The organism is bacterium, from assembly GCA_020444325.1.
Classification (GTDB): Bacteria; Bacteroidota; Ignavibacteria; order SZUA-365; family SZUA-365; genus BM516.
In genome coordinates this window covers 113,963-137,310 of sequence record JAHLLD010000010.1, presented here as the reverse complement: position 1 = coordinate 137,310, position 23,348 = coordinate 113,963, and the positions used below count along the sequence as shown (strand labels likewise).

Annotated in this window: 18 protein-coding genes; 13 read left to right on the top strand and 5 right to left on the bottom strand. The window is 55.5% G+C overall.

Annotation, left to right across the window (positions count from 1 at the left end; all coding sequences use genetic code 11):
- Window positions 1-25: 25 nt before the first annotated feature.
- On the bottom strand, window positions 26-1,774 hold the full coding sequence (locus KQI65_13465; protein ID MCB2205748.1) for a T9SS type A sorting domain-containing protein: 1,749 nt from the start codon (window positions 1,772-1,774) through the stop codon (window positions 26-28).
- A gap of 550 nt (window positions 1,775-2,324) precedes the next feature.
- Between KQI65_13465 and KQI65_13460 the strand changes: the two genes are divergently transcribed.
- The 11 genes from KQI65_13460 to secG all read left to right on the top strand — a co-directional run bounded on the left by KQI65_13460 (window position 2,325) and on the right by secG (window position 16,841).
- Window positions 2,325-2,900, top strand: coding sequence for a hypothetical protein (locus KQI65_13460; protein MCB2205747.1), 576 nt, complete (start codon window positions 2,325-2,327; stop codon window positions 2,898-2,900).
- 178 nt (window positions 2,901-3,078) lie between these two features.
- Window positions 3,079-7,896 (top strand): hypothetical protein, encoded by a 4,818-nt coding sequence (locus KQI65_13455; protein MCB2205746.1) that lies wholly within the window; start codon window positions 3,079-3,081, stop codon window positions 7,894-7,896.
- Complete coding sequence (locus KQI65_13450; GenBank protein ID MCB2205745.1) at window positions 7,847-9,169, top strand: apolipoprotein A1/A4/E family protein; 1,323 nt, start codon at window positions 7,847-7,849, stop codon at window positions 9,167-9,169. Before KQI65_13455 ends, KQI65_13450 begins: the two co-directional genes overlap by 50 nt.
- 134 nt (window positions 9,170-9,303) lie before the next feature.
- On the top strand, window positions 9,304-9,852 hold the full coding sequence (locus tag KQI65_13445) for a DUF4136 domain-containing protein (protein ID MCB2205744.1): 549 nt from the start codon (window positions 9,304-9,306) through the stop codon (window positions 9,850-9,852).
- A 168-nt stretch (window positions 9,853-10,020) separates the two neighbouring features.
- A complete protein-coding gene (locus KQI65_13440; GenBank protein MCB2205743.1) occupies window positions 10,021-11,895 on the top strand; it encodes an AMP-binding protein in 1,875 nt (624 codons plus the stop codon).
- A gap of 181 nt (window positions 11,896-12,076) precedes the next feature.
- Window positions 12,077-12,382: a metalloregulator ArsR/SmtB family transcription factor gene (locus KQI65_13435; GenBank protein ID MCB2205742.1), complete on the top strand. Its 306-nt coding sequence runs from the start codon at window positions 12,077-12,079 to the stop codon at window positions 12,380-12,382.
- Between the two features lie 10 nt (window positions 12,383-12,392).
- Complete coding sequence (locus KQI65_13430) at window positions 12,393-13,193, top strand: sulfite exporter TauE/SafE family protein (GenBank protein ID MCB2205741.1); 801 nt, start codon at window positions 12,393-12,395, stop codon at window positions 13,191-13,193.
- An 18-nt stretch (window positions 13,194-13,211) separates the two neighbouring features.
- Window positions 13,212-13,565, top strand: a complete 354-nt coding sequence (locus KQI65_13425; GenBank protein ID MCB2205740.1) for a rhodanese-like domain-containing protein — start codon at window positions 13,212-13,214, stop codon at window positions 13,563-13,565.
- Between the two features lie 48 nt (window positions 13,566-13,613).
- Complete coding sequence (locus KQI65_13420; protein MCB2205739.1) at window positions 13,614-15,038, top strand: MBL fold metallo-hydrolase; 1,425 nt, start codon at window positions 13,614-13,616, stop codon at window positions 15,036-15,038.
- 147 nt (window positions 15,039-15,185) lie between these two features.
- The gene (locus tag KQI65_13415) at window positions 15,186-16,361 is read left to right on the top strand and encodes a glycoside hydrolase family 3 (protein ID MCB2205738.1); all 1,176 of its coding nucleotides are present in this window, start codon (window positions 15,186-15,188) and stop codon (window positions 16,359-16,361) included.
- A gap of 69 nt (window positions 16,362-16,430) precedes the next feature.
- Entirely contained in the window at window positions 16,431-16,841 is a 411-nt protein-coding gene (gene secG / locus KQI65_13410; GenBank protein MCB2205737.1) for a preprotein translocase subunit SecG, read from the top strand.
- A gap of 85 nt (window positions 16,842-16,926) precedes the next feature.
- On the opposite strand, the gene lipA is transcribed toward secG, so the two are convergent.
- The 4 genes from lipA to KQI65_13390 all read right to left on the bottom strand — a co-directional run bounded on the left by lipA (window position 16,927) and on the right by KQI65_13390 (window position 22,077).
- The gene (gene lipA, locus KQI65_13405; GenBank protein ID MCB2205736.1) at window positions 16,927-17,808 is read right to left on the bottom strand and encodes a lipoyl synthase; all 882 of its coding nucleotides are present in this window, start codon (window positions 17,806-17,808) and stop codon (window positions 16,927-16,929) included.
- Between the two features lie 115 nt (window positions 17,809-17,923).
- A complete protein-coding gene (locus tag KQI65_13400; GenBank protein ID MCB2205735.1) occupies window positions 17,924-18,268 on the bottom strand; it encodes a hypothetical protein in 345 nt (114 codons plus the stop codon).
- Between the two features lie 226 nt (window positions 18,269-18,494).
- Entirely contained in the window at window positions 18,495-19,877 is a 1,383-nt protein-coding gene (locus KQI65_13395; protein ID MCB2205734.1) for a 2-oxo acid dehydrogenase subunit E2, read from the bottom strand.
- A gap of 70 nt (window positions 19,878-19,947) precedes the next feature.
- Window positions 19,948-22,077 carry a tungsten formylmethanofuran dehydrogenase gene (locus tag KQI65_13390; GenBank protein ID MCB2205733.1) on the bottom strand — a complete coding sequence of 710 codons (2,130 nt, stop codon included), beginning with the start codon at window positions 22,075-22,077 and terminating at the stop codon, window positions 19,948-19,950.
- A 429-nt stretch (window positions 22,078-22,506) separates the two neighbouring features.
- On the opposite strand from KQI65_13390, the gene KQI65_13385 reads away from it, so the two are divergent.
- Both KQI65_13385 and KQI65_13380 read left to right on the top strand, forming a co-directional pair.
- Complete coding sequence (locus KQI65_13385) at window positions 22,507-22,839, top strand: signal peptidase I (GenBank protein MCB2205732.1); 333 nt, start codon at window positions 22,507-22,509, stop codon at window positions 22,837-22,839.
- A gap of 28 nt (window positions 22,840-22,867) precedes the next feature.
- Window positions 22,868-23,293 carry a DUF2752 domain-containing protein gene (locus KQI65_13380; GenBank protein MCB2205731.1) on the top strand — a complete coding sequence of 142 codons (426 nt, stop codon included), beginning with the start codon at window positions 22,868-22,870 and terminating at the stop codon, window positions 23,291-23,293.
- Window positions 23,294-23,348: the final 55 nt, after the last annotated feature.

Genomic DNA, 23,348 nt, shown 5'->3' with positions numbered 1-23,348 from the left:
GGAGAGATTACGAACTGATGACCCGTCAGTTCATCACCACCATTTTCTTGCTCAGACGCTGACCACCGGCATTGATGACGTAGAAGTACACACCATCCTGCAGTGAGCTGGCATCGAAACGCAGGGAGTGTGTCCCGGCGCCATACTGAGTCTGCTGAAGCAGGGACTGCACACGGCGTCCGCTGTTGTCATAAATCTCGAGTGTCACATTTCCGCTGCGCGGGAGGGTGAAGGATACGGCGGTTTCGCCTGCAGCGGGATTCGGGAAGGTCTGACCGATCGCAAAGTGCAGGCTGCCCTTCACTTCGCCGGTGGACGTCACAATACTCCGCAACGTGCCTGCCTGTTCCTCCGAATATCCAAGATCTTCGAACGGCATGATACTCGATGCCGTATGGCAATCCGCGCAGATGAGTCCGTCTTTCACGACGCCATGACCGGGATTCCCCCACATATCGTCCCATTCCCACTCGTATTCCGCAGTGTAGTTGCCATCGTTGTCGAGCGGGAAACCGAAGCGTGCAGCGGTGAGTTTCGCACCGGTGCGGACCGAGAGGTCAATTTTGGCTTCCATTTCTTCAATCGTGGAGCTTTCAGGAGAACCAAAAACGAGACCGAGTTTCAACGGGATCATGATTCCGGTCGCCTTGTCCACAGGGACATAGGCACGGGTGAGCTTGAACGGCGTGATCTTGCCATCACCACGCGAGCCGAGCGGCTTGACATGCTCATGGTCGACTGTTCCATTGAACCACTTGTACGAAGGACGCGTGGGCTCGAGGAAGTCAAGCTGGAAACTCCACTGCTTGAACTTGTCACCGCTCATGACTTTGACCGGGATGTCGAAACGCTTGTTGGTCATGCCTTTGTGGAAAGGCACATGACAGGTGGCGCAGTCAATGGTCGCGACATGGGCGTTGAGACGGGCCGCAGAACTTCCTTCCTGATGTGGCTCCGTGGTATGACAGCGCGTGCAGGCGTTCTTTGCGAGATCATTCTCGTTCATTTCATCGCGGCCTACCAGTGCGGGATCCGGTCTGCTGAGTGCGATTTTGTGACTGTCGGTTTCGTGACAGTTGCTGCAGGTGAGTCCCTTGTCATAGTGCAGATCGTCGACGAGGTAATCCAGTCCCCGCTTGAACGTGTACCCCCCGCCATTGTAGCTGTGGCAGCGGCTGCAGGCTTCCGCGGAGGGAACCTCGCGAATGCTCTTGCTCGAAGTCTTCAGGTCGTCGCCGGAAGGATAGGGGAGGACTTTCTTCCCGTCATTGTTCGTGTACGCGAGGCGCTTGCCCGCGGCGTCAATGGTCACACCGTTGACGACATAGGTGCTGGCATGACAGAGCATGCAGTCGATACGTTTCCATGCCTCGTCAGGATTGGCGGCGCCCTGGTCGGGATTCATGGAAGCATCACTGATATGGCATCGTGAACAGCCACCCGGAACCGTTCCTTCAAAGAAGTTGCCGAGCCAGTTGATGGACACCACGGAGCCGGGAAGCCCACAATAGCGCGTCCATTTTCCGTTTTCTTCGTTCACCAGATGATTGCCTTCGCCGTCATACACATTCTGGCCCCAGCCCTTGAACTTGTAGTGCACGGTCTGCATGATTTCCATCGCCTTCTCTTTGGCGTCAAAATGCAGCGCTCCACTGTGACAGGTGTAACAGCTTTCCGCACCATTGTAGGTCGACATTTCCGGATGCTGCGCGTACAGGCTCCCGGCCAGCAGCGACAGGATCGCGGCACATAAAGCAGGGTAGAAAATCTTCATAGCTTGTTATCCTTTATAGGTGCTGAGATAGTGGGGGCAAATGTGTAATAGTATGAATATTTGCTAGAAGCAAGCAATGAGGCTGAAGAAATCCGCCTGGAGAAGGCGGCAGTACCCTGAACGGGATTAATAATTGCTGATAGCAACATATATCGCTAGCATTTAAATGTCAAGAAAAAACGGCACGAAAATCCTGTTGGTCGTCAAACCATGCAGCATGCTGTTGTAACCAAGGCTGTGCAGCGAACACCGAAGTAGTGCTGCGAACACCGAAGTAGTGCTGCGAACACCGAACAGGAAAAAGCGGTCCTAATACGCTTGTATAGCTGAAATTATTCACGTATTTTTGCCTAGGTCATTTGCACGAGTAATATCACTGCATGCGCATTGCACGCCCTGATTGCCGCTTTTGGGTATTATCATCGGTTGCTGCAGGGTGTATGTGCGTGGAAGTAAAGTGTGGAATAGTGGATTGCCCTTAGGTGCAGCAATGCAATGTTGCGTGGCAGTCAGTGTTTCCGAGAGGCGTACAATTTCAATGGGGTAAAGAATGGATCTGGCACTGTTTTCAGAGGGCACGGTACACGATTATTTCGATCGGACCGTGGTAAGGCAGGCTGAGTATCATGCACTCAGGCTTGACAGGGATCAGCTTTGTGAAGGGGATGTGTATCATCTCGTCGAAGATATTCTGGATAAAATCAGACCTGAGCGCTTGCTCGTAGAACCGGAAGTGCATTCCTCAGGAAGAGATACAGGCTCCGCAAAGGGCATGTTTTTCCAACGATGGCAGCAATTCAGTGGACCGTCGCGCTTGCTGCAGCTTCGTCCCCGGCGCTACCACATGCTTGCCCCGCGCATCGTCCGCCTTGAAGCACCGACGCTGCATACTCCGGGCAAATTGATCATCGAGCAGCAGCTTGCCTCTGTGGAGGACGTACAGGACCTGGAGAGGTATGCCGCGGAGCAGTTTGAAAAAGTCTACTCCTGCAGCCAGTGGCTGAACGAGGATCTCGACTTCCATGAGCAGTCTCTTCGCGGGTGGCTCACGCATTTGCTCGAATCAAAGAAGAAGCGATTGTGCAGCATGGACGTGGCAGATGGCGGCTCCCCGGATGTGGCGTAGCGATGCACCGCTTTCTCGTGCTCCGATCCGTGCACCTGTGGGACCAGGGACAACCTTTCAACCTTTTAACATGGGATTCGTTGTTTCTTTGAGTGTGATACAGTAATGTGTTTCCTGATGTGTCAGATTGAAATATCAGTGCGATACCTGCGATAAATATGTTGATGTTAGGTAGTCGATGAATTCCACGCTTCATGCCGGATATATACTCCCTGGAGTGTTCGACGCGCTGTTGCGGTCGGACGCTGGCAATGGGGAATTCCTTCGGGAGTATCTGTACGCATGGTGTGCCGTGGACATGCAGACGGACGTCGATACAGCCGGGAAGCAGATCGATGATCCCGTGCTGCTCGTGGCGGCAAACCTGGTCTCACGTGGACTCCCAACGCTTCCGGGAGCGCAGCTTCAAAAGAAATTCGACGACGTTTTCGGGCGAACGGCAAGCAGGGAAACACATACCGGACGCCTCGAATCATTCCCGTCTGAAATTTCGTCAGGGATGGCGGGGGAGTTGCTTGAGGTTCTTCGCGCTGTCGATCCCCGCGTGTCCGACAGGGATGCCTTGTACGGGATCATGCAGAGCAAAGCTGCGGGCATATTGAAGGTGCTGCTCAAACCACTTCAGCAGGTATTTGGCAGCGCGATTGGTCATCTTCTGCAGGTTGATGAGGACGGTGCGGGCCTGCGGATTCCGTTCCCGGTTGCATGGAATGGAATGCTCGGCATCCATGCCAGGGTTGCAAGAAAATCTGATACTGCGAAGGCGGGAGTGCGTGAGGACGGCTGGTTTGAGCTCCCGGTGGAAAATGATGTCGATAAACTCACCGAGATTCTCAAGGGCATCAAGGGCATGCTGCCTGACAGCGCGCTGCCCCTGGCTGTGCAGGATGAGCGAATGCTTCGCGCGGAAGGGGGCGATGCCCTGCAATTGCTTCTCTCCCCGTTGGCAGCGGCACGTCTGCAGGCTGCATTTCTCGCATTCCTTCTGACAGGACAACTGGACCTGGCTGCAGAACGCCTCCGCATTGTGGTAGTCGAACGCGATGTCCCCGCTGCCGCCCTGGCGTTTGATGATCTCGGTGAACTGCTCACGGCGCTTTTCCAGATCGAAGGGAAGGGAAGAACACTTCCGGTGCTTGAGATCAGCGTGCTGTCGCAGGGTGTGTTCGCAGACTCCCGGCTTCACGAATCAGACAGCGTCCGGCTTGTGAAGAAGGGTAATGAGCTTCCGGAGGCGGACTGCTGTTTCGACCTCGGCATGCTTTTACGCAGTGGAGTTGATGTCCCACCGCCACAGTGTTCCGCAAAAATCACGGCGACGCTTCGAACGGCGCGCATGGCAGACGCCAGGCGCCTGCGTTTCGGCACTCCAAGAGCATGGGGCAGTGCGGGGAGCAAGAAGGATGCAACGGTGCCGGCGGGGGTAACCGGTGCAGAACTTGAAAAGCAGGGAGAGGCGCTCGAGCATATTCTGCTGCGTGTGTTTCGTCTGAGTAAACTCAGGGATACGCAGCGTGAAATGGTCAGCGGTTTCATCGCGCAGCGTTCTGCAGTTGTCGCTACGGCGGCGGGCAGCGGGAAATCCCTCATGATGCTGCTGAGTGGATTGCTCCAGCCCGCACCGACGGTCGTCATTGCACCGTTTCCCACCACCGTTCTCGATCAGCAGGAATTCTGCAACAGAAATTTTATTGACGCTGTCGTTCCCGTTCCTGAATCCTTCGGGAAAGCAAGGAGGCTGCGTTCCCTTGAACGCCTGCGGAAAAGGGAATCGCTGTTTTGCCTGCTCTCAGCCGAGCTGTATTGCAGTGTTGAGGTCATGCAGACATTGTCGGCCATGGCCGCGGACAAAATCCTTTTCGCCCAGGCGGTCGTGGAAGAGGCGCAATGCCTCAGCGAATGGAGCCAGGACTTCCTTCCATCTCTGCAGCTCACCTCTGCATTTGCGGCACACACGCTCCCTGCAGGAAAAGATGCCGTTCTGCCTCTTCGCTTCCTCACCGGCGACCTGGGCTACGAAATTCTGGCCGATTTGCTGCGTCAGCTCGCTGCGGCGGGCCGGCAATACGCGGGAAGCAGGGTCTTTACACTGCGGGGTGAATCCACGCTTCATGATGCGCAACAATATTACGTTCTCGCTGTGGATTGTGACAGCAGTGAGACCGAGCACATCGCTGCCAGAAAAGGCCAGGCCCTCAAGAAATTCATACCCGGATTGCCCGCGTTTCTCGAAGAATTGCAGTCGGGGCTGCCAGCTGCGAAGCGCATCCCGGCAGCGGAACTGCAAAACTTCTTCGGTCGCCGGAGCCGACACGCCGGCATTCTCTATTGCACGACTGCAGAAGGTCCGTTTGGCGTCCTTCCAGCACCGGAAAGCGATAAGGCAGCGCTCGGCTTCGCCGATCCGCTCGGCGGCATCGATACGCTTCGCATCGGAACCTTCATCGGCAGGGAAACTGCGCATCAGCGCATCAGCAGACAGATCGTTGAGGAAAACGAGCTTCATCTCAGGCAGTTTCGCGAAGGGGAATACAACCTGCTCGCGTCGACCCGCGCATTTGCCGTCGGCACCTCCAGCGAACGCATCCGTTATACCCTGCATGTCAATCAATCTGCAGGAGTGAGCCGGTTCATACAGGAAAGTATGCGTGCTGGGAAAGACGGCCGTCTTGCACTGTCCGTTTTACTGTATACCCTGAACGGGAAGGCGTCCGGGAAGGACGTCGGCATCGCCGAAAATCAACTTCACAACATGCACAGCACGTCAGCGAAGGAGAAGCAGCTGCTGCATGATTTGCTGCGGGAGATCACGTATCCGGAAGATTCCAACACCGGGCGCATCGCCAATATACTCGCTGATGAATTCGGTATCGACGCCAGGGTCAGCTACTGGCAGCGAGCGCTCGACGAGCGCATGTATCTGCATGAAGGAGCAAGAACCGTTGGCTATGTCGATCTGGTCACGCATGAGATTGTTCCGGACGGCACGTATCCCGTTGCAGGATTTGCAGCGGAGTTGCTTGCATTTGCGCATGCCGTAGGCATGGAGGCGGCAGGCTCAGGTCCGAGTCTCTCATCCTGGGTTGCTGCAACGTTTCCTTCGGACGTCGATGACGGTATCTCCCGGCAACTGGCTGATTTTGAACGGGGGGCAACATTTACGCTGCGCCTCGGATTTGAAAACGACCGTGAGCCGCTGCTCACCCAGATTCACAAAGTGCTCTGGCGTGAAGCGGATATACAAATCCAGCGGAAACTTCTTTCCGAAGTCAGCACGGCGACATGGGGGGATTTCTGCGCCGAGCTCGAATTACGCAGCGGGAAAACCGGAGCGTTCGACAGTCTCAGCGATACGCATCGCGACCGAATGCTGCATTATTTCAATAAACTGCGTTCACGGAGCGATACCGAACGTGTTATCCATCGACTCGCGGTGCTCGGCGTTGTTGAGCGGTTCACTGTCAATCAGGCCGCGCGGACGTTTTCGCTGACAATGCGCGTCACGAGCGAAGCTGAGTATCGTGAGGCTCTTGAGCGGTATATGCGCATCGGACTCCCCTACACTCATGTTGCGCGAAAGCTCGAAGCGCTCACTTCGTATCCCGGAGAGACTGTCCTCGAGCAATGCCTGTACATGCTCATCGATCATAGCTACCAGCATCCAGTGGCCCATCAGTTTGCGCAGCTCACGGAACTCGACTCCATTTGCCGGCTCGGGGCACTTGAAGGACCAGCAGCGTACCGGCACGCGCTCAGTGTCAGTGTTCGAGGTCGCTATGCAAGGAACGATGCGCTGCCTGCAACGTTGTCGGCAACGGACCTGCAGCGTTTACAGGTGATAGAGAGCTACATTCGCCTCATGGAAGAGGACAGCAACGGCAATATTCTCGGGAATGCAGATCATCTCAAGCATTCGACAGTACTGCTCGCAGCAGATTATCCCGGCGAGCCATTGCTCGACGCGCTTGACGCTTTCGCCGGATTGCTGCTGGCACGTGACGAAAAAGAATGGGAGTCTCTCGGGCAGCACTTCATTGAACATGTCACACGTTGTGCCGCAGCAGAACAGCTGATCGGTGACGCGTACCTCGCGGCCATCGACCCCTGGGCTCAGGCCCTGCGCCGCTACTTTACACAGGAGCAGACGCAGAAGCTGCGCGCCGGACTCGAAGCTGCTGTCAGCCGGATTGCACAGGGCGCAGAGCGGAAGCCCGTGCCAACATCCACAGCGCGACCGCCAGTGCAGGATCCCATGCCCGATATCAGCGCTGATCGCAAAGTTCAGCAGGAGAAAGTAGCTTCAGCGGAAGCGAAAGCGGCGGAAGCGAAAGCGGCGGAAGCGAAAGCGGCGGAAGCGAAAGCGGCGGAAGCGAAAGCAGCGGAAGCGAAAGCGGCGGAAGCGAAAGCAGCGGAAGCGAAAGCAGCGGAAGCGAAAGCGGCGGAAGCGAAGGCAGCGGAAGCGAAGGCAGCGGAAGCGAAGGCAGCGGAAGCGAAGGCAGTGCATCCAGACATTCGTCCTGCGTCGGATAAGCCTGGAGACGCGGGGAAGCCAATGCCCCGGTCGAAGACGGAAGCGAGGCGCGAACGGCCACTGACTCCACCACCGGAAACCTCACGCAGTGAAGAAGATATTCTTCGCGAAATGGAAAGAGAGCTTGAAGAGAAAGCCCGCAGGCTCTCTGCCGGGTCGTCTGCTCCAGGGGAATCGGCAAAGCAATCCACGGGCAAGGATGCTCAAAAATCGAAGGCAACACGTACGACGCAGGCTCGTGGAAAGACAGATGCAGAAATCGATGGATTGCTTTCCGAAATAGAGCATGCCCTTCAGGGAGACGCTGAGACGAAGGCAAAGCGCTCCGCGGCTCCGCCTGCAGAGGAAGTCGATCCCGACCTGACCTACCATTTGAAATGGCTGAAATCATTCAATACAACATTCCTGAACGCATATGAAACCCGATACCCACGCCTCACTCCAGGCACTCGAAAAAGAGCTTGAGCGTCTCCGTTCGGCGGTTGAGCACATTGACCAGGCGAAATCAGTCGCCCAGAAGGTAGTCGGTGCTGTTGGTCTGATTCAGAAAAAATACAGCGAACACCTCGATGCGTTGCTCGAGGCACAGCGTACGGCTGCGGAAAAGCTCGGTGAGGGAAGCCAGCAGCGATTCGATGAGATAAACAACAGTGCACGCCGGCACATCCTGGAGTCTGCCGCGCGTGCCAAAAAGTATCTTGACGATTCCAACACGCAGTTCCACGAGGCACTCGAGGCTGCGAGGGAAGTCACCGGTGGGCACCTTGACCGCATCGCCGGTGAGGCAGGGGAGATACTTGAATCAGCCGGATCGAAACTGGATCAGATCACTTCGAAAGCGGCAGCAGCGGTGACGCTGACCGAGAAGAAAACGGGGAGCATTCTGGAGGATGCGGGTGAAAACATTTCGCGCTTGCTCGATGACGCAGGGAGCGCAATCAACCGCAGGGTGCAGGAGCTCGTCGTTGCGATTGAGAAGCGTATGCGTGAGGTACAGGAGAAATCGGAAACACTGCTAACTAATGTGGCCGAAGCCGCCTCACATCATATCCGAGAGATAGGGACACAGACTGCCTCCGCCGTCGAGGACCTGCATGCCCGTGCCCGACACCATGTCGACGAGGTGGGAACACTTTCGAAGTCGAGCGTTGCTGAAATCCGACAGCTTGCTGATACGAATATTACGGAGACCTCAAATCAGTCGAAGAAAATATTCGCAGCCATCAAGAAAACGCACGATCAGCAGCTGACGGAGTTTGAGAAGGTCACGGTCTCAACCGATGCGCTGATTGCCGCGTCCGGCAAACTTGTGCGTACGATTGATTCCGTCGATTTTCCCGCGCGACTGCAATCCATCGAAAATGACATCCGTTCGGTGCACTATAACCTCAATACCGTCATGGCGCGCATGGAAGCGCTCGAAAAATCGAACGAGAACGCCATGGAAGCATTTGGTACGGAGGTGAGCAACAAACTGGGGAGACTCGAGTCATTCACGGACAAGACCATCCGTACCATGAGCGATGGTGTCGACAAGCAGTTTGCCGAGCAGCAGAAACAGCTGCAGGGTACTCGTATGCTGATTATCGTTCTGCTGATCTTCAATATTCTGCTTTCTGTTGGACTGTACCTGGTATGGTCCGGCCAGACGCAGTCCGACACCGAGATCGTCCCGGTCGAACAGCCATACGTGCCGCCTGACTCGCTCAAGCCCGCAGAGGACGGCACTGGAAAATGACACCAGTGCAACATGTCATAACTTGCGTCGCATTTTATTCCCACATTACTTTTCTCGATGAAACTCATTCGTAACAGCCGCCACAAGCGTAATGTTGTGGCGGCGTGATATGTACCATTCGCTGGAGCCAGACAATGAAAGGGATAATTGTTGCCGCTGCGATCTTGCTGCTCGCCGGTTGCAGTTCGACACCTGTTATTGACAATGCCCCCCGTGCCGATTTTGACAGGGGAACCGATTTCCGCGTGTACAAGACGTACCGCTGGTTTGACGGTCCGTTCATGCCTGATGACCCGGCAACGAAAGAGGAAACGCAGTATCAAACGGTCCGGGATGCCATTAATGTACAGTTGAAGGAGAAGGGATATGAATGGCGTCAATTCTCCGCTACCGACCTGGTGCTGCACGTGCACAGTGGGATGATCTCGCCCAGGCAGCCGGATGCATGGATCACGTACAACTGGTACAAGCCGTGGTGGGGTGCCTATGGTCCGATGGCGGATATCAGTCGTTATGATCCCGGTACACTTGTACTTGATGTTATTGATGCGAAGCGGACGGAGCTCATCTGGCGGGGACTTCTTCCCGCGGTGTACGATGAAGACGGCTCCTTGATACAGCCGGAAAAATTACCTGACCGCATTGCCGCAATGCTGAAGGACTATCCCGCTGCGGTGAAATGATTTGTATCCGGGTGAAATGATACGTATCCGGGTGAAATGATACGTGTTCGAGAGTGAACACCCTCAGAAAAGGAAAGGAACGATATGGAAGAGCGGTTTGATTTTGGTGGAGACATCGTCTGGCGTCCGTCGACGAAAGATATTGAAGAAAGCAATGTCCATGCATTCATGCAGGAGCATGGACTCGCCTCCTGGGACGCCTTGATGGAGCGATCCACGGGTGATGTCGCCTGGTTCACCGACGCAGTACTTTCCTTTCTTAACATCGAATTCAGCACCCCGTATTCGAAGGTCCTCGATCTGAGTGAAGGCCTCCCGTTTCCGCGTTGGTGCGTCGATGGCCGCATGAACATCGTACACAACTGTGTCGACAAGTGGGCAGCGGACGCCGAACACCGCTTGCGCGACGCTGTCGTATGGGAAGGTGAAGAGGGTGATGTACGTAGCCTGAGTTATGGGGAACTGGCCGCGGAGGTAAACCGCTGCGCCAACGCGCTGCGGGAACTCGGGCTCGGGAAAGGAGATGCCATCGGCCTGTACCTGTCCATGACGCCGGAAATCGTCATCGCTCTGCTCGCCATTGCGAAAATCGGCGGGGTGATCCTGCCGCTGTTTTCCGGATATGGTGTTACTGCGGTCGCTTCCCGGCTGCGGGATGCGGACGCGAAAGCGTTGTTCACCGCCGACGGATTTTTCCGCAGGGGCAGCGTGGTGGATCTCAAAGGTACGGCAGATGCCGCTGCGGAAGATGTGCCCACACTGCGGCACATGATTGTGTTGCGCAGATCGGGACATGAGATCCCGATGACGGAAGGACGTGACCTCTGGTGGCATGACCTGGTGCCGCGGCAGGATGATGTGGCGGAACTCGAAGACACTTCCGCCGAGGATCTGCTCATGATCATCTATACCTCTGGCACGACGGGACGGCCCAAGGGGGCCGTGCATACGCACTGTGGGTTCCCTGTCAAGGCCGCGCAGGACATGGCGTTTGGGACGGACGTGCATCAGGGAGATCTGATTTACTGGATGACGGATATGGGCTGGATGATGGGACCGTGGCTGGTTTTTGGTGCCACGTTGCTTGGAGCTTCCTTTTTCATCTCTGATGGCGCTCCCGATTTCCCTGGTGTCAACCGGCTGTGGGAACAGGTGGAGCGGCATGGCATTTCTGTTCTGGGCATCTCGCCGACCCTGGTGCGCGCCCTGATGAAGCACGGGATCGATCCCATCCGCGCCCATGATATTTCCTCACTCCGTTTCTTTGCTTCGACGAGCGAGCCCTGGAATCCCGAGCCCTGGATGTGGCTGTTCCGTGATGTTGGTCAATCCCGCTGTCCGATCATCAACTACTCGGGGGGAACCGAGATCAGTGGTGGTATTGTCATGGGCAATCCGGTGCTGCCTCTCAAACCGGCGTCATTCTCTGCAGCCTGTCCCGGTATCGCTGCCGACGTCTACGATGAAACTGGCAAGCCGGTGCGGAACGCCGTCGGCGAGCTGGTCATCACTGCTCCCTGGATTGGCATGACGCGTGGGTTCTGGCGCGACAGGGAGCGGTACCTCGATACCTACTGGTCTCGCTGGGAGAATGTCTGGGTACACGGCGACTTCGCCGCGATTGACGAGGATGGACTGTGGTACATCCTTGGCCGCAGTGACGATACGATTAAAGTTGCAGGGAAGAGGGTGGGTCCAGCGGAACTGGAAAGCATCCTGGTTGAGCATCCGGCAGTCAATGAGGCGGCCGCCATCGCCGTCCCTCATGAAGTGAAAGGAAATGAAGTCGTCTGCTTCTGCGTCCTCAATCCCGGACACGCCGCCTCGGATGCTCTTGTCGCAACGCTGCGTGAAGCTGTTGTCGATGCGATGGGAAAACCACTGGCGCCGCGCACAATTCTCTTCATCTCCGACATTCCCAAAACCCGCAACGGGAAAATCATGCGACGCATTGCCCGCAGTGCGTATCTCGGCCTTGACCCGGGAGATATCTCCAGCCTGGTCAATCCCGCCGCAGTCGAGGAAATTTCATCGCTCCGCTGATCCTATCATCCACTTCGCTGAAAGCGTAAATCCGCCTTGCTGATGGATCTGTCCCGGTCCGTTCCCTCCTGAAATTCCAGTATTTCGGAAAAAAGATATTTTTTCTGAAATAGGGAACTTGTCGAACGCCGCACGCTGTTATATATCGAAACATGTAAATATCTATATGTGACGATATATAATGACTGCAATAGTAGAGAAAACGGAACAGGAGGTCATGGAGGAGGCAGCCGGCATGCTCAAGGCGGTCTCACATCCCGTGCGACTGGCCATCGTCGAGCTTCTGGACAATGGTGTGCGCCGGAATGTCACCGAGATTTTTGAGCAGCTCGAACTCGAGCAGGCTGTGGCGTCGCATCACCTTGCCATTTTACGCGATCGCGGTGTCCTCAGCCAGGAGCGCAGCGGGAAACATGTTTTCTATTTCCTCCGGCATCCGCGGCTGACGGAAATCGTGCATTGCGTCAAAGACTGCTGCGTGGTATAGGGGAAAGGTGATGACAGAATTATTCGGATTTCTCGCAGCTGTTGTGATCGGACTGACACTGGGGCTGATTGGAGGTGGCGGATCCATTCTCACCGTCCCATCCCTTGTCTACCTCCTGGGTGTAGCGCCCGTACCCGCCACGGCATATTCGCTGTTCATTGTCGGTCTGACTTCGCTCGTCGGGGCCGTGGCATACATGCGGAAAGGTCTTGTCAGTTTCCGCACCGCGGCCGTCTTCGGCATCCCGGCCTTCATCGCCGTATTCACCGCGCGAACCGTGATCGTCCCTGCGCTTCCTGAACAACTGTTCAGCCTGGGCGGATTCGTGGTCAGCCGTGACCTTGCCCTCATGCTTCTCTTTGCGCTGCTCATGCTCGCCGCTTCGGTCAGCATGATTCGCAAGCGGAAAGGTGCTGAGGAGGACTCGGAAATAGAATTCAACTACCCGATGATTTTTGTGGAAGGTATCGTCGTCGGCACGCTTACCGGGCTCGTCGGGGCCGGCGGTGGTTTCCTGATCATCCCCGCACTGGTGATCCTTGCACGATTGCCCATGAAACTCACGGTCGGCACATCGCTGCTGATTATCGCAACGAATTCCCTTCTCGGCTTCACCGGGGACATGATGACCATGTCCATCGACTGGGGATTTCTCGGAACGTTTTCCGTATTCGCCATTGGTGGTATCGTGGCCGGCAGCTGGCTGGCACGCTATATCTCCGGTGCGCGGCTAAGACCCGCATTCGGATGGTTCACGCTGGCGATGGGCGTCTATATCATCGGAAGAGAACTGGTTTTCAATACACTGTAACACTAACGGACATACCCCATGTTTAATGATATATTCTCCGCCTTGCGGGGTGGAAAAACATCCGTCGCGAACATTGGTTCCGAGGAATTTGCTCAGCTGATGGAAGAACATCCCGATGCCGTCATCCTTGACGTGCGTACCGCGGGAGAGTTCCAGATGGGACACATTCCCGGTTCGCGCAACCTCGATATGATGGATCCGCGGTTCCGCGATGCCATCGGTGAGCTGTCACGAGAGAGCAAGGTTCTGCTTTACTGCCGCAGTGGCAATCGCAGCTACCATGCCGGAAACATGATGAAGCAGATGGGCTTCGAGGACGTCTACAATCTGGCCAGCGGCCTCCTGGGCTGGCAGAAACCCCTCGACCGTTGACCCGCTACCGACAGCAAGAAATTCAGATTACGTAGAACAGAGGATACCATGTATTTCCAGCATATATATGAAAAAGGACTTGCACAGGCCAGCTATCTTGTCGGCTGTCAGGCAACAGGAGAAGCGCTCGTCATCGATCCACGAAGGGATATCGACGTCTACCTGGATGCAGCGGAGAAGCAGAACCTGCGTATTACGCATATCACGGAAACACACATTCATGCCGATTTCCTGAGTGGCGCGCGTGAACTCGCAGCTGCAACAGGCGCGAAGATGCTGCTTTCGGATGAAGGCGGCGCGGATTGGCGTTATGCATTCGATCACATCCCCTTGCACGGGGGTGACCATTTCATGGTGGGCAATCTGCGCATCGACGTGCTGCACACCCCGGGACATACGCCGGAACACCTCAGCTTTCTCCTTACGGATACTCCGGCGAGCGAACAGCCGGTGATGGTGTTCACGGGTGATTTTGTCTTCGTCGGCGATGTTGGCCGCCCTGACCTTCTTGAAAAGGCCGCAGGGATAAAGGGCAGCAGAGAGATCGGTGCGCGACAGATGTTCGCGTCGCTCGACACGTTCCGGCAGCTTCCCGATCACGTTCAGGTCTGGCCCGGGCACGGGGCAGGATCCGCCTGCGGGAAAGCCCTTGGGGCTGTCCCTTCGAGTACCGTCGGCTACGAGAAAGTTGTAAACTGGGCGCTGCGCATCAGGGAGGAGGAAACCTTCGTGCGCGAGCTGCTCGATGGACAACCTGAACCGCCGAAATATTTCGCCATGATGAAACAGCTCAATAAAGTCGGTCCCAGCGTCCTCGGTGGCATCCCGCACCCGGCACGACTGACACTTTCACAATTCGAGGAGGAGCTCCGACGGGGTGTCACACTTGTGGATACGCGTGATAAACTCGCGTTCGCCGGTGGTCATATTCCCGATAGCCTCAATATTCAGGATAACAATGCGTTCAGTACATGGGCCGGGTGGATGCTGGAATACGGTTCCCCCTTCATGCTCGTTGCGTCTGATACCCGGATTGAGGAATTAACCAGGGCTCTGATTCGTATCGGACTCGATGATATCGCAGGATATGTCTCGGACATGGACCGTATTGGAGACGCGGGACACAATATGCGCGTCGTCGACCAGATCACCGTCGAAGAATTGCGCGCCAACCGCAGCGCATACCATGTGCTCGACATCCGCGGAGAGACGGAGTTTCTCACCGGACATATTCCGGGAGCGGAAAATATTCATGCCGGCGCGCTTACTGCGCAGCTTGACGATATTCCAAAGGATCGACCAGTGGTTGTGCACTGCGTCAGCGGAGATCGCTCATCGATTGCGACAAGCCTGCTCCTTTCCAAAGGTGTTCGCAACGTCCGTAACCTGACCTGCGGCTTCAATGGTTGGAAGCAGGCAGGATATCCCGTCGAAGTCCCTGTTGAGAAGAATGAAAACGCACTGGCGGCCTAGTTCACATCATCGCTGTGCCGCTTGACGCGCTTCCCGTCCTGAAATATTTCGGGACGGGATTTTTTTCCCTGATATTGTGCATAGCGCCATTTTATTGTATTCTACAGCATCGATCCTGGCCTTGTATCATGTGCGGAGTAATCCACCATGAAGCGACGATTCACCCGCTTCCCGCTCAAAGGCGGAGCGAAGCGTATATTGTTGCTCACAATATTTCTCAGCGTAATCGCTGCGACCACGCAACAGCGGGCATGCGCGCAGAGCCCTGATGACAGTCTGGACATTAAGATCGGCCAGATGCTGATGGTGGGGTTTCGCGGTCTGACAGCTCGTCCTTCGAGTTCAATCGCTGAGGCGATTCACGATTATCATCTCGGTGGCGTGGTACTCTTCGACTTTGACGTCGAGAAAAAGGAATACGGGCGGAATATTACCTCGCCCATGCAGATGCTTGATCTCACTTCTGATCTTCAACAGGCATCTGCGCTGCCGCTTTTTATTGCGGTGGATCAGGAAGGGGGCAAGGTGACGAGGATGAAGACCAGGGACGGTTTTCCCGGCAATGTATCACAAGCATATATCGGACGCATCGACAATGCGGATTCCACGACGTACTACACGGATATCATGGCGCGATCGATCCGCATCGTCGGCGCGAATGTTAACTTCGCACCGGTAGTGGATCTCAATGTCAATCCGTCAAATCCCGTTATCGGCAGCCTGGGCCGGAGTATTTCCTCAGACCCTGATGTGGTCTCCCGCAATGCCGCGCTCATGATCGAGGCGTATCACAAATGGGGTGTGCTTTGCGCTGTCAAGCATTTTCCCGGTCATGGTTCTTCGATGGACGATTCCCATGAAGGGTTCGTCGATGTCAGTGACAGCTGGTCGGACGAGGAACTCGAACCGTACCGCGCGCTCGTTGCCAAAGGGCTGCCTGACATGGTGATGACCGCACACATCTACAACAGTGACCTGGATGAAACCTGGCCGGCAACGCTTTCGAAAAACGTCATCACAGGACTGCTGCGTGATGATATCGGGTACGATGGCGTTGTCATTACCGACGACCTCATGATGAAGGCGATCACTGACGATTATGGCACTGAAACCGCCATCAAACAGGCAGTGCTTGCCGGGGCTGATATCCTGCTCTTCGCCAACAATAGCTATAGCTACGATCACACTATCGCGAAAACAGCCTTCTCCATGCTGAAAGCCCTGGTAGAGAAGGGAGCCATTTCACGGGAGCGTATCAACCAGTCGTACCTCCGTATCATGCGACTGAAAAATCGGCTCATGCCGGGACGAGCGGAACGCTAATTACACTTGTCTTTTCCCGCCTTTCACCTTATATTTCGTTTTCGTATTGAAAACGGAGTAGCAGGCGATATGTTCACCATTCTCATGATCCTTATTATTCTGATCGGTATTGCAATGACCGGTACCATCCTGATGCAGAATCCCAAGGGTGGCGGTCTCTCCAGCGCATTTGGCGGTGCGAGTGGCGGCGTGGGCAGCATGCTCGGCGTGCGCCATGCATCGGACATTCTCGCCAAGACCACGTGGGGGCTGGCGATTGCATTTACCGTATTGATCTTTGCCGTCAACATGTTTTTCCTTCCCAATGAGGGAACGCAGGAAAGCATCATCCAGCAGAGTGCCGCGGAAGCTCCGATCACTCCGATGGAAAAGCAGCAGCAGATGGAGCAGCAGGCACAGCAGCCCGCAAACCAGCAGCAGGCAGCACCCGGTGCTGACCAGCAGCAGGCACCCCCTCCGCCTCCTCCGCCGACGGAATAAGACAATCAGTTTGTTTTGGAAAAACCCCGTTTCTCAAAAGAGGAACGGGGTTTTTCAGTTTCAGCTGCCCGGCGGGATTGCAGATCTATACGACGGTCTGTTCGTCTGCATGATAGCTCGAGCGTACGAGGGGACCGGATTCCACATGTGAAAATCCAAGCTCGATTCCTCGCTGCTTCCAGGCAGCAAATTCGTCAGGTGTGACATAACGGTCGACCGGGAGATGCTGCTTGGTGGGCTGGAGATACTGACCGAGTGTCATGATATCGACATCAATTGCGCGGAGATCCTTCATAACCTGCAGAATCTCGTCTTCACTTTCACCCAGTCCGAGCATGATGCCGGTTTTTGTCACCAGTCCTGCGCGCTTGCACATGGAAAGCACATCGCGCGAACGCTGATATTTCGCCTGGGGGCGTACCCGGCGATACAGCCGTGGTACCGTCTCCATATTGTGATTGAAGATGTCAGGACGTGCTGCGATCACGGTCCTAATGGCATCTTCTTTTCCCTGAAAATCCGGAGTGAGCACTTCAACCTTGCAGTGGGGGAGACGGTCACGGATGGCGCGAATGGTCGCGGCAAAGATTTCAGACCCACCATCCTTCAGCTCGTCGCGATTGACCGAGGTAATCACTGCATGGCGCAGCTGCATCCGCTCCACCGCTTCCGCAACGCGACGAGGTTCGTCCAGATCCAACACCTGGGGACGGCCGGTCTTGACCGAACAGAATCCGCAGCTTCGAGTGCAGATATCTCCGAGAATCATGAATGTGGCGGTACCGCGATTCCAGCATTCCGCCATGTTGGGACAGCGTGCGTCTTCACAGACAGTATTCAGTCCCTGTGCATCGATGAGCTTGCGGACCTCGGAAAACTTGGTCCCCAGAGGAACCTTGATTTTCAACCAGTCCGGTCGCCGTTCGCGTTTCTTTTTTCCAGGGATGTCAATATCTATTGGCTGCATGAGAATCCAATCGTATAAGTCAAACGTCCTTAAAAATACGACGAAGCATACACTCGCCAAAATGCAGGAAATGAGTGCCATGGGGGTTGCAAACGAAGAAGGAAGGAGGATCGGGCTAGAATACCACGATATGGATGACGAAGGCCGCGACCGTGATGATGGTGGTCGTGATGGTGAGGGTGATAAGTGTGATCTGATGCAGTGGGGAGTCGGGCAGTCCGTAATGGTCCTGGCCGCGCTGAATGCTTTTGTGCGCTTTGTAAAACAGCAGTCCGCAGACAGGAATGCCAAGCACCCCGATCGCCAGAAGGAGCTGTTCGAACGGAAGTTCATCGATCGCATCGTTGGAGATATATCCGTGCACGCCTGAAATGAGCAGGACAATGCCGACGAGGGCGATCAGCAGGCCTAGGAGGGAAACTGTGATTGTCAGCAGCTTCCGGAGCGGGGAAAAGGACATACGTTGCTGGAGATACGGTGTTCAAATACCGAAGCTCCCGCGGTGTTGCTGCGGGAAAAGGAATAGTGATGCAGGGAGAATACAGATTTCAACGTGAAAAACAAAGCTCTCCCACCGCATAAGATGGGAGAGCCGTATATGTCGAATATCTCCGTTGTCTGCAACGTTTGTCTGCCGGTACGGTCCTCGCCTCCGGCGATCAAAACGCCCAGGTGGCCCCGAATTCTCAGATCGATTCGAGGTTGAATTCTTCGAGATACTGTTTGACGCGTTCGAGGAAGCGTCCACCCAGCGCACCATCCACGATGCGATGGTCAAAGGAGAGCGACAGCAGCATCATCGAACGAATGCCGATGCTGTCTTCTCCGTCACGGGTAATGACCACGGGTTTCTTCTGCACCGCGCCGGCACCGAGAATGGCGACCTGCGGCTGATTGATAATCGGGGTGCCAAAGATATTTCCGAACACGCCGAAATTGGTGATCGTAAAGGTCCCATCCTGAATATCCTCGGGTGTCAACTTCCGATCGCGCGCACGTCGGGCGAGATCAGAGATGCCGCGACCGAGTCCCACCGGGTTGAGCGTGTCTGCATTTTTGAGGACGGGCACGATGAGCCCTCCGTCTTCCATGGCGACGGCAATTCCGAGGTTAATCATTTTCTTGAGCAGAATGTTATCCCCATCAATGGAACTGTTCACATAGGGGAAATCCTTCAGGGCGCGAATGGTTGCCTCTGCAATAAACGGCATGTACGTCAGGGAGAAACCCTCACGCTGCTTGAATGCTTTTGCGTTGGCGGCGCGGAATTTCTCGATCTTCGTCATGTCGACTTCCGAGACAACTGCGACATGCGGGGAAATCTGCTTGCTCTTGACCATGTGCTCGGCCATGAGTTTGTGCATGTTGTCCATCGGGATGACGTCGTACCCATCACCGGCGACGGGGGACGGCGCGGGCATGCTGCTCAGGGATGCTGAAGGACTCGCAGAGGCCGTTGCGCCTGCCGAGGATGGGGCCGCCGAGGGAGCGGAAATGGCGCCGGACTTACGGGCCTCGAGGTAAGCGAGTACGTCATTCTTCGTGACGCGCCCGTTCGCTCCGCTCCCTTCGATGGCTTCCAGCTCTGTCATGCCGATACCTTCCGTAGAAGCGATACGCATGACCACCGGTGAGTAAAAGCGCAGCGACGCATCGCCTGCGACGCTTGACTGCTGGCTTGCCGTTTGCGCTGGCGCTGGCGCGGGGGCCGGCGTGCTTTCTGCCGGGGCGGTGTCTTTCGCACTGGCGCTTTCCTGTCCATTCCCGGCATTATTCTCTTCCGTCTTCTTTGCTTCAGCAGGAGTACTTTCTTCTACCTGCGCACTGTCGGCGTCCGTTTCAATCACCGCGATCGGTGTGCCCACTTCGACCGTGTCACCCTCTTCTGCCATGGTTTTGACGAGAATCCCTGCATTCGGTGCAGGGACTTCCGTATCCACCTTGTCGGTTGCGATCTCGAGAATGGTCTCGTCGCGATCCACGGCATCGCCCGGCTGTTTGAGCCACTTGAGAATGCGTCCTTCGGTGATGCTCTCGCCCATCTTGGGCATCTGGACTTCGACTTTCATGGTATCTGAACCTCGTTCTGCTGAGTTGATAGTAATGATTGCAAATTTCTGTTATGTGTCAGGACAGGGATCAATATGCGAGCAGCTCGCGGGCTGCGTCCAGCACGTCCTTGTCCTGCGGCAGGATCTCGCTTTCCAGCGTCCATGCATAGGGGATATGGCAGTCGACCGCACCGAGGCGCTTCACCGGCGCGTCAAGCAGCTCAAATCCTTCATGAGCAATGCGGGAAGCCACTTCGCCCCCGAATCCGCCTGTCAGATTGTCTTCGTGCGCGACAAGAACCCGGCTGGTTTTTTGGATGGAGCGAAGGATGGTATCCATATCAAGCGGGACGAGGGTGCGAAGGTCGATGACCTCGACGGAAATTCCTTCCTTGTCGAGTTTCCGCGCGGTTTCAAGGGATTTCTGTACGAGGGCGCCCCATGCGACGATGGTCATGTCCGTGCCTTCACGTCGCACTGCGGCCTTGCCGAACGGCAGCAGCCATTCTTCATCTGGTTCGAGCGATGCGGCGTATCCCTGCCGGTACATGCCCTTGTGCTCGAGGAACATGACGGGATCATCCATCCGACAGGCTGTCTTCAGCAGCCCTTTCGCATCCGCGGCAGTTGAAGGATAGGCGACGTACAGTCCGGGAATATGCGAGAAATACCCATCGATACTCTGACTGTGATAGAGGGCACCATGAATATATCCACCAACAGGAACACGGATCACTACCGGTGCTGAAAAGTGATTGTTGGACCGATACCGCATGGTGGCGACTTCATTCCGGATATGCATCATTGCGGTCCAGATATAGTCACCGAATTGAATTTCGACCACGGGCTTGAACCCGCGTACCGCGAGTCCAACCGCTGTTCCGACGATGCTGGATTCGGCAAGGGGAGAATTGAAACAGCGGGAAAGCCCGAATTTGGTGGACAGGCCACGTGTTGCAGTGAATACACCGCCTTTGCCGTCCTGTACATCCTGTCCGTACACGATGATGTTTTTGTCACGCTCCATTTCCTCCTGCAGAGCGTGATTGATCGCGTCAACAATAACGATTTTGTTGCCTGCCGGAGTTGTGGACTCGTACTGCAGCTCGTCTTTCTTCGGTGAGAAAAGGAAGTCCGTAGCCGTCGAAGGATCTGGCAGGGCCTTGGCTTCCGCCACATCCGTTGCATCGTTCACTTCATCAAGGATTTCCTTTTCCATCTGCTCGAATTCTTCCTCCGTGAGCATCCCCGCATCGATGAGTGCGTCTTTCATGCGGTGAATCGGATCTCGCTGCCTGTCGCGCTCGAGCTCTTCCTTGCTGCGGTATTTTGTCTGGTCGTCAGAGGAACTGTGCGCGAGGAGACGCACAACGTCCGTAACGATCACCGTGGGACCCTCACCTCGGCGCCCGCGTGCCACGGCTTTGCGGAATGCCTCGTAGGTCTCGAAAAAATTCGTACCGTCGACCTCGATGCGCTCGAGATTGACGTAGCCTGCGACCATGTCATAGACCGAGCCGCCGGTCTGCTGCGAGAGGTGCACGCTGATGGCGTATTTGTTGTCCTGCACGCAGAAAATAACCGGGAGTTTGGCACGACTGGCCCAGTTTACGGCCTCATGGAAATCACCCTGGCTGGTCGTGCCTTCTCCCGATGAAACATAGACAACTTCGTCGGTCTCCTGCAGACGCGCACCCTTTGCCGTCCCAACCGCCTGCAGATACTGTGTGCCGGTGGGGGACGACTGTGAGACGACACGCGCTGAAGCCATGCCGTAATGCTGCGGCATCTGCCGGCCTCCCGAATTGACATCCTCGGCCCGGGCAAGGAAATTCGTCATGATGCCCTCCGCATCCATTCCCATGCCGAGCATGAAGCTCAGGTCACGGTAATAGGGATACGACCAGTCCTTCCCGGGCTCAAACGCCTTTGCTGCCGCGATCTGCGCTGCTTCGTGTCCCGAACCTCCGATATGGAAGAAACTCTTTCCCTGTTTGAGCAGGGTAAGCATTTTCTGATCCAACCTCCGCGATGTCATCATGGTGCGCAGGATGCTGCGCAGCTCATCGGCGGAAAACGGGCTGTTCTTCGGGATTTCAAGGGCGAATGGATTCTTCTGACGCTGTGCGCTGCCTTTTTTCTCTGCTACAGCGGTATCGGGAGCGGTTTTCCGGGATTTCGGCGCCTTTTTCGGCGTGCTCGTCCTGGTCTTGGCCATGAATGTACTCCGGTTTCAGGATTTGTTTAGACTCAGTTACTAAACCGTTTCAGGGTGGGAAAAATTCCCTGTTTGAGTACCGGAAACGGTCGTTCCGGATCGAGAATGTCTGTCTGTGAGAACTCCGGGAGAACATAAAAGATAGGACAGGGGGATTACATCCGCAATCGAGCTTCCTGATCAGCTTTGATTCGTGTGCCGGAGCGGAGCGGGACGGGGTTGCGTATCACGTCATGACAAAATCGTAATGGAAAAATCTCCCATTCGTACTTGACCATTCCTACGGGGATTTCTATTATTGAGACAATCTGATACAACACCATGTATCTGACGGGTTATCGCCGATTGCGGTGCGGAAGATACACCATCTTATACGGAGGTTCTATGAACGAATTCAGTTACGAATACGGCAATTCTGGCGGATTCGAGATGATTGGAGTCGGTTGGATTATCTTCTGGCTGCTCATCGTCGTGCTGATGATTGTCAGTATGTGGAAGATTTTCACCAAGGCGGGACAGCCCGGGTGGGCAGCAATCGTTCCATTTTATAACCTGTTCATTCTGCTGCGTATCACAGGAAGACCGGAATGGTGGATCATCCTCTGGCTCATCCCGTGCGTGAACATTGTCATACAGATACTTGTGTATATAGACCTGGCTCGGGTGTTTGGCAAATCGACCGGTTTTGCTATCGGACTCATTCTCCTGCCATTCGTCTTTTTCCCTGTACTCGCCTTCAGTGATGCGGAGTATGGGGGCTGACCGGACTGCAGTTCGACGGGGTGCGGCCATGCGCCGCGCCCCGTTCGAAGCACTCGGCCGTCTTCTCGGTCCGCGTGGTACCGTTCTCGTTTTGCTCCTCGGTATGCTCGCCGCAGGCGCACTCTGGCTCTACATCATCGTTCCTTACACGCCTCTCACCACCATCCCCTGTCCTTTCGAATACGTCACAGGCTATGAATGCGCGGGCTGCGGACTGCAGAGTTCGCTGATGAATCTCTTCAGTCTGCGCTTCAAATACGTGCTGATGGCGAATCTCCTCAGTCCCATACTTCTGCCGCTGTTTTTCATAATGATCGTATCGTGGACAGCAGAATTGCTATTCGGACAGAAGGTGTGGCACATGCGCATGCCTCGCCCTGTCATAGCGGGACTCGTTGTTGTGCTTCTGCTCTATACCGTTCTCCGCAACATTCCCTCGCTGCACGTCTGGTAGGTGGCACGTGTTTGCGCTGCACGAATGGTGGCGCAACACACGTGATGGTGCGGCA

Bases quoted from the DNA above. Each gene is read 5' to 3' on its own strand.
- KQI65_13425 (MCB2205740.1), top strand. From the start codon at position 13,212: ATGTTTAATGATATATTCTCCGCCTTGCGGGGTGGAAAAACATCCGTC.
- KQI65_13385 (MCB2205732.1), top strand. From the start codon at position 22,507: ATGATTGGAGTCGGTTGGATTATCTTCTGGCTGCTCATCGTCGTGCTG.
- KQI65_13450 (MCB2205745.1), top strand. From the start codon at position 7,847: ATGAAACCCGATACCCACGCCTCACTCCAGGCACTCGAAAAAGAGCTT.
- KQI65_13380 (MCB2205731.1), top strand. From the start codon at position 22,868: ATGCGCCGCGCCCCGTTCGAAGCACTCGGCCGTCTTCTCGGTCCGCGT.
- KQI65_13420 (MCB2205739.1), top strand. From the start codon at position 13,614: ATGTATTTCCAGCATATATATGAAAAAGGACTTGCACAGGCCAGCTAT.
- KQI65_13440 (MCB2205743.1), top strand. From the start codon at position 10,021: ATGCAGGAGCATGGACTCGCCTCCTGGGACGCCTTGATGGAGCGATCC.
- KQI65_13415 (MCB2205738.1), top strand. From the start codon at position 15,186: ATGAAGCGACGATTCACCCGCTTCCCGCTCAAAGGCGGAGCGAAGCGT.
- secG (MCB2205737.1), top strand. From the start codon at position 16,431: ATGTTCACCATTCTCATGATCCTTATTATTCTGATCGGTATTGCAATG.
- KQI65_13400 (MCB2205735.1), bottom strand. From the start codon at position 18,268: ATGTCCTTTTCCCCGCTCCGGAAGCTGCTGACAATCACAGTTTCCCTC.
- KQI65_13455 (MCB2205746.1), top strand. From the start codon at position 3,079: ATGAATTCCACGCTTCATGCCGGATATATACTCCCTGGAGTGTTCGAC.
- lipA (MCB2205736.1), bottom strand. From the start codon at position 17,808: ATGCAGCCAATAGATATTGACATCCCTGGAAAAAAGAAACGCGAACGG.
- KQI65_13445 (MCB2205744.1), top strand. From the start codon at position 9,304: ATGAAAGGGATAATTGTTGCCGCTGCGATCTTGCTGCTCGCCGGTTGC.
- KQI65_13395 (MCB2205734.1), bottom strand. From the start codon at position 19,877: ATGAAAGTCGAAGTCCAGATGCCCAAGATGGGCGAGAGCATCACCGAA.
- KQI65_13435 (MCB2205742.1), top strand. From the start codon at position 12,077: ATGACTGCAATAGTAGAGAAAACGGAACAGGAGGTCATGGAGGAGGCA.
- KQI65_13430 (MCB2205741.1), top strand. From the start codon at position 12,393: ATGACAGAATTATTCGGATTTCTCGCAGCTGTTGTGATCGGACTGACA.
- KQI65_13390 (MCB2205733.1), bottom strand. From the start codon at position 22,077: ATGGCCAAGACCAGGACGAGCACGCCGAAAAAGGCGCCGAAATCCCGG.
- KQI65_13465 (MCB2205748.1), bottom strand. From the start codon at position 1,774: ATGAAGATTTTCTACCCTGCTTTATGTGCCGCGATCCTGTCGCTGCTG.
- KQI65_13460 (MCB2205747.1), top strand. From the start codon at position 2,325: ATGGATCTGGCACTGTTTTCAGAGGGCACGGTACACGATTATTTCGAT.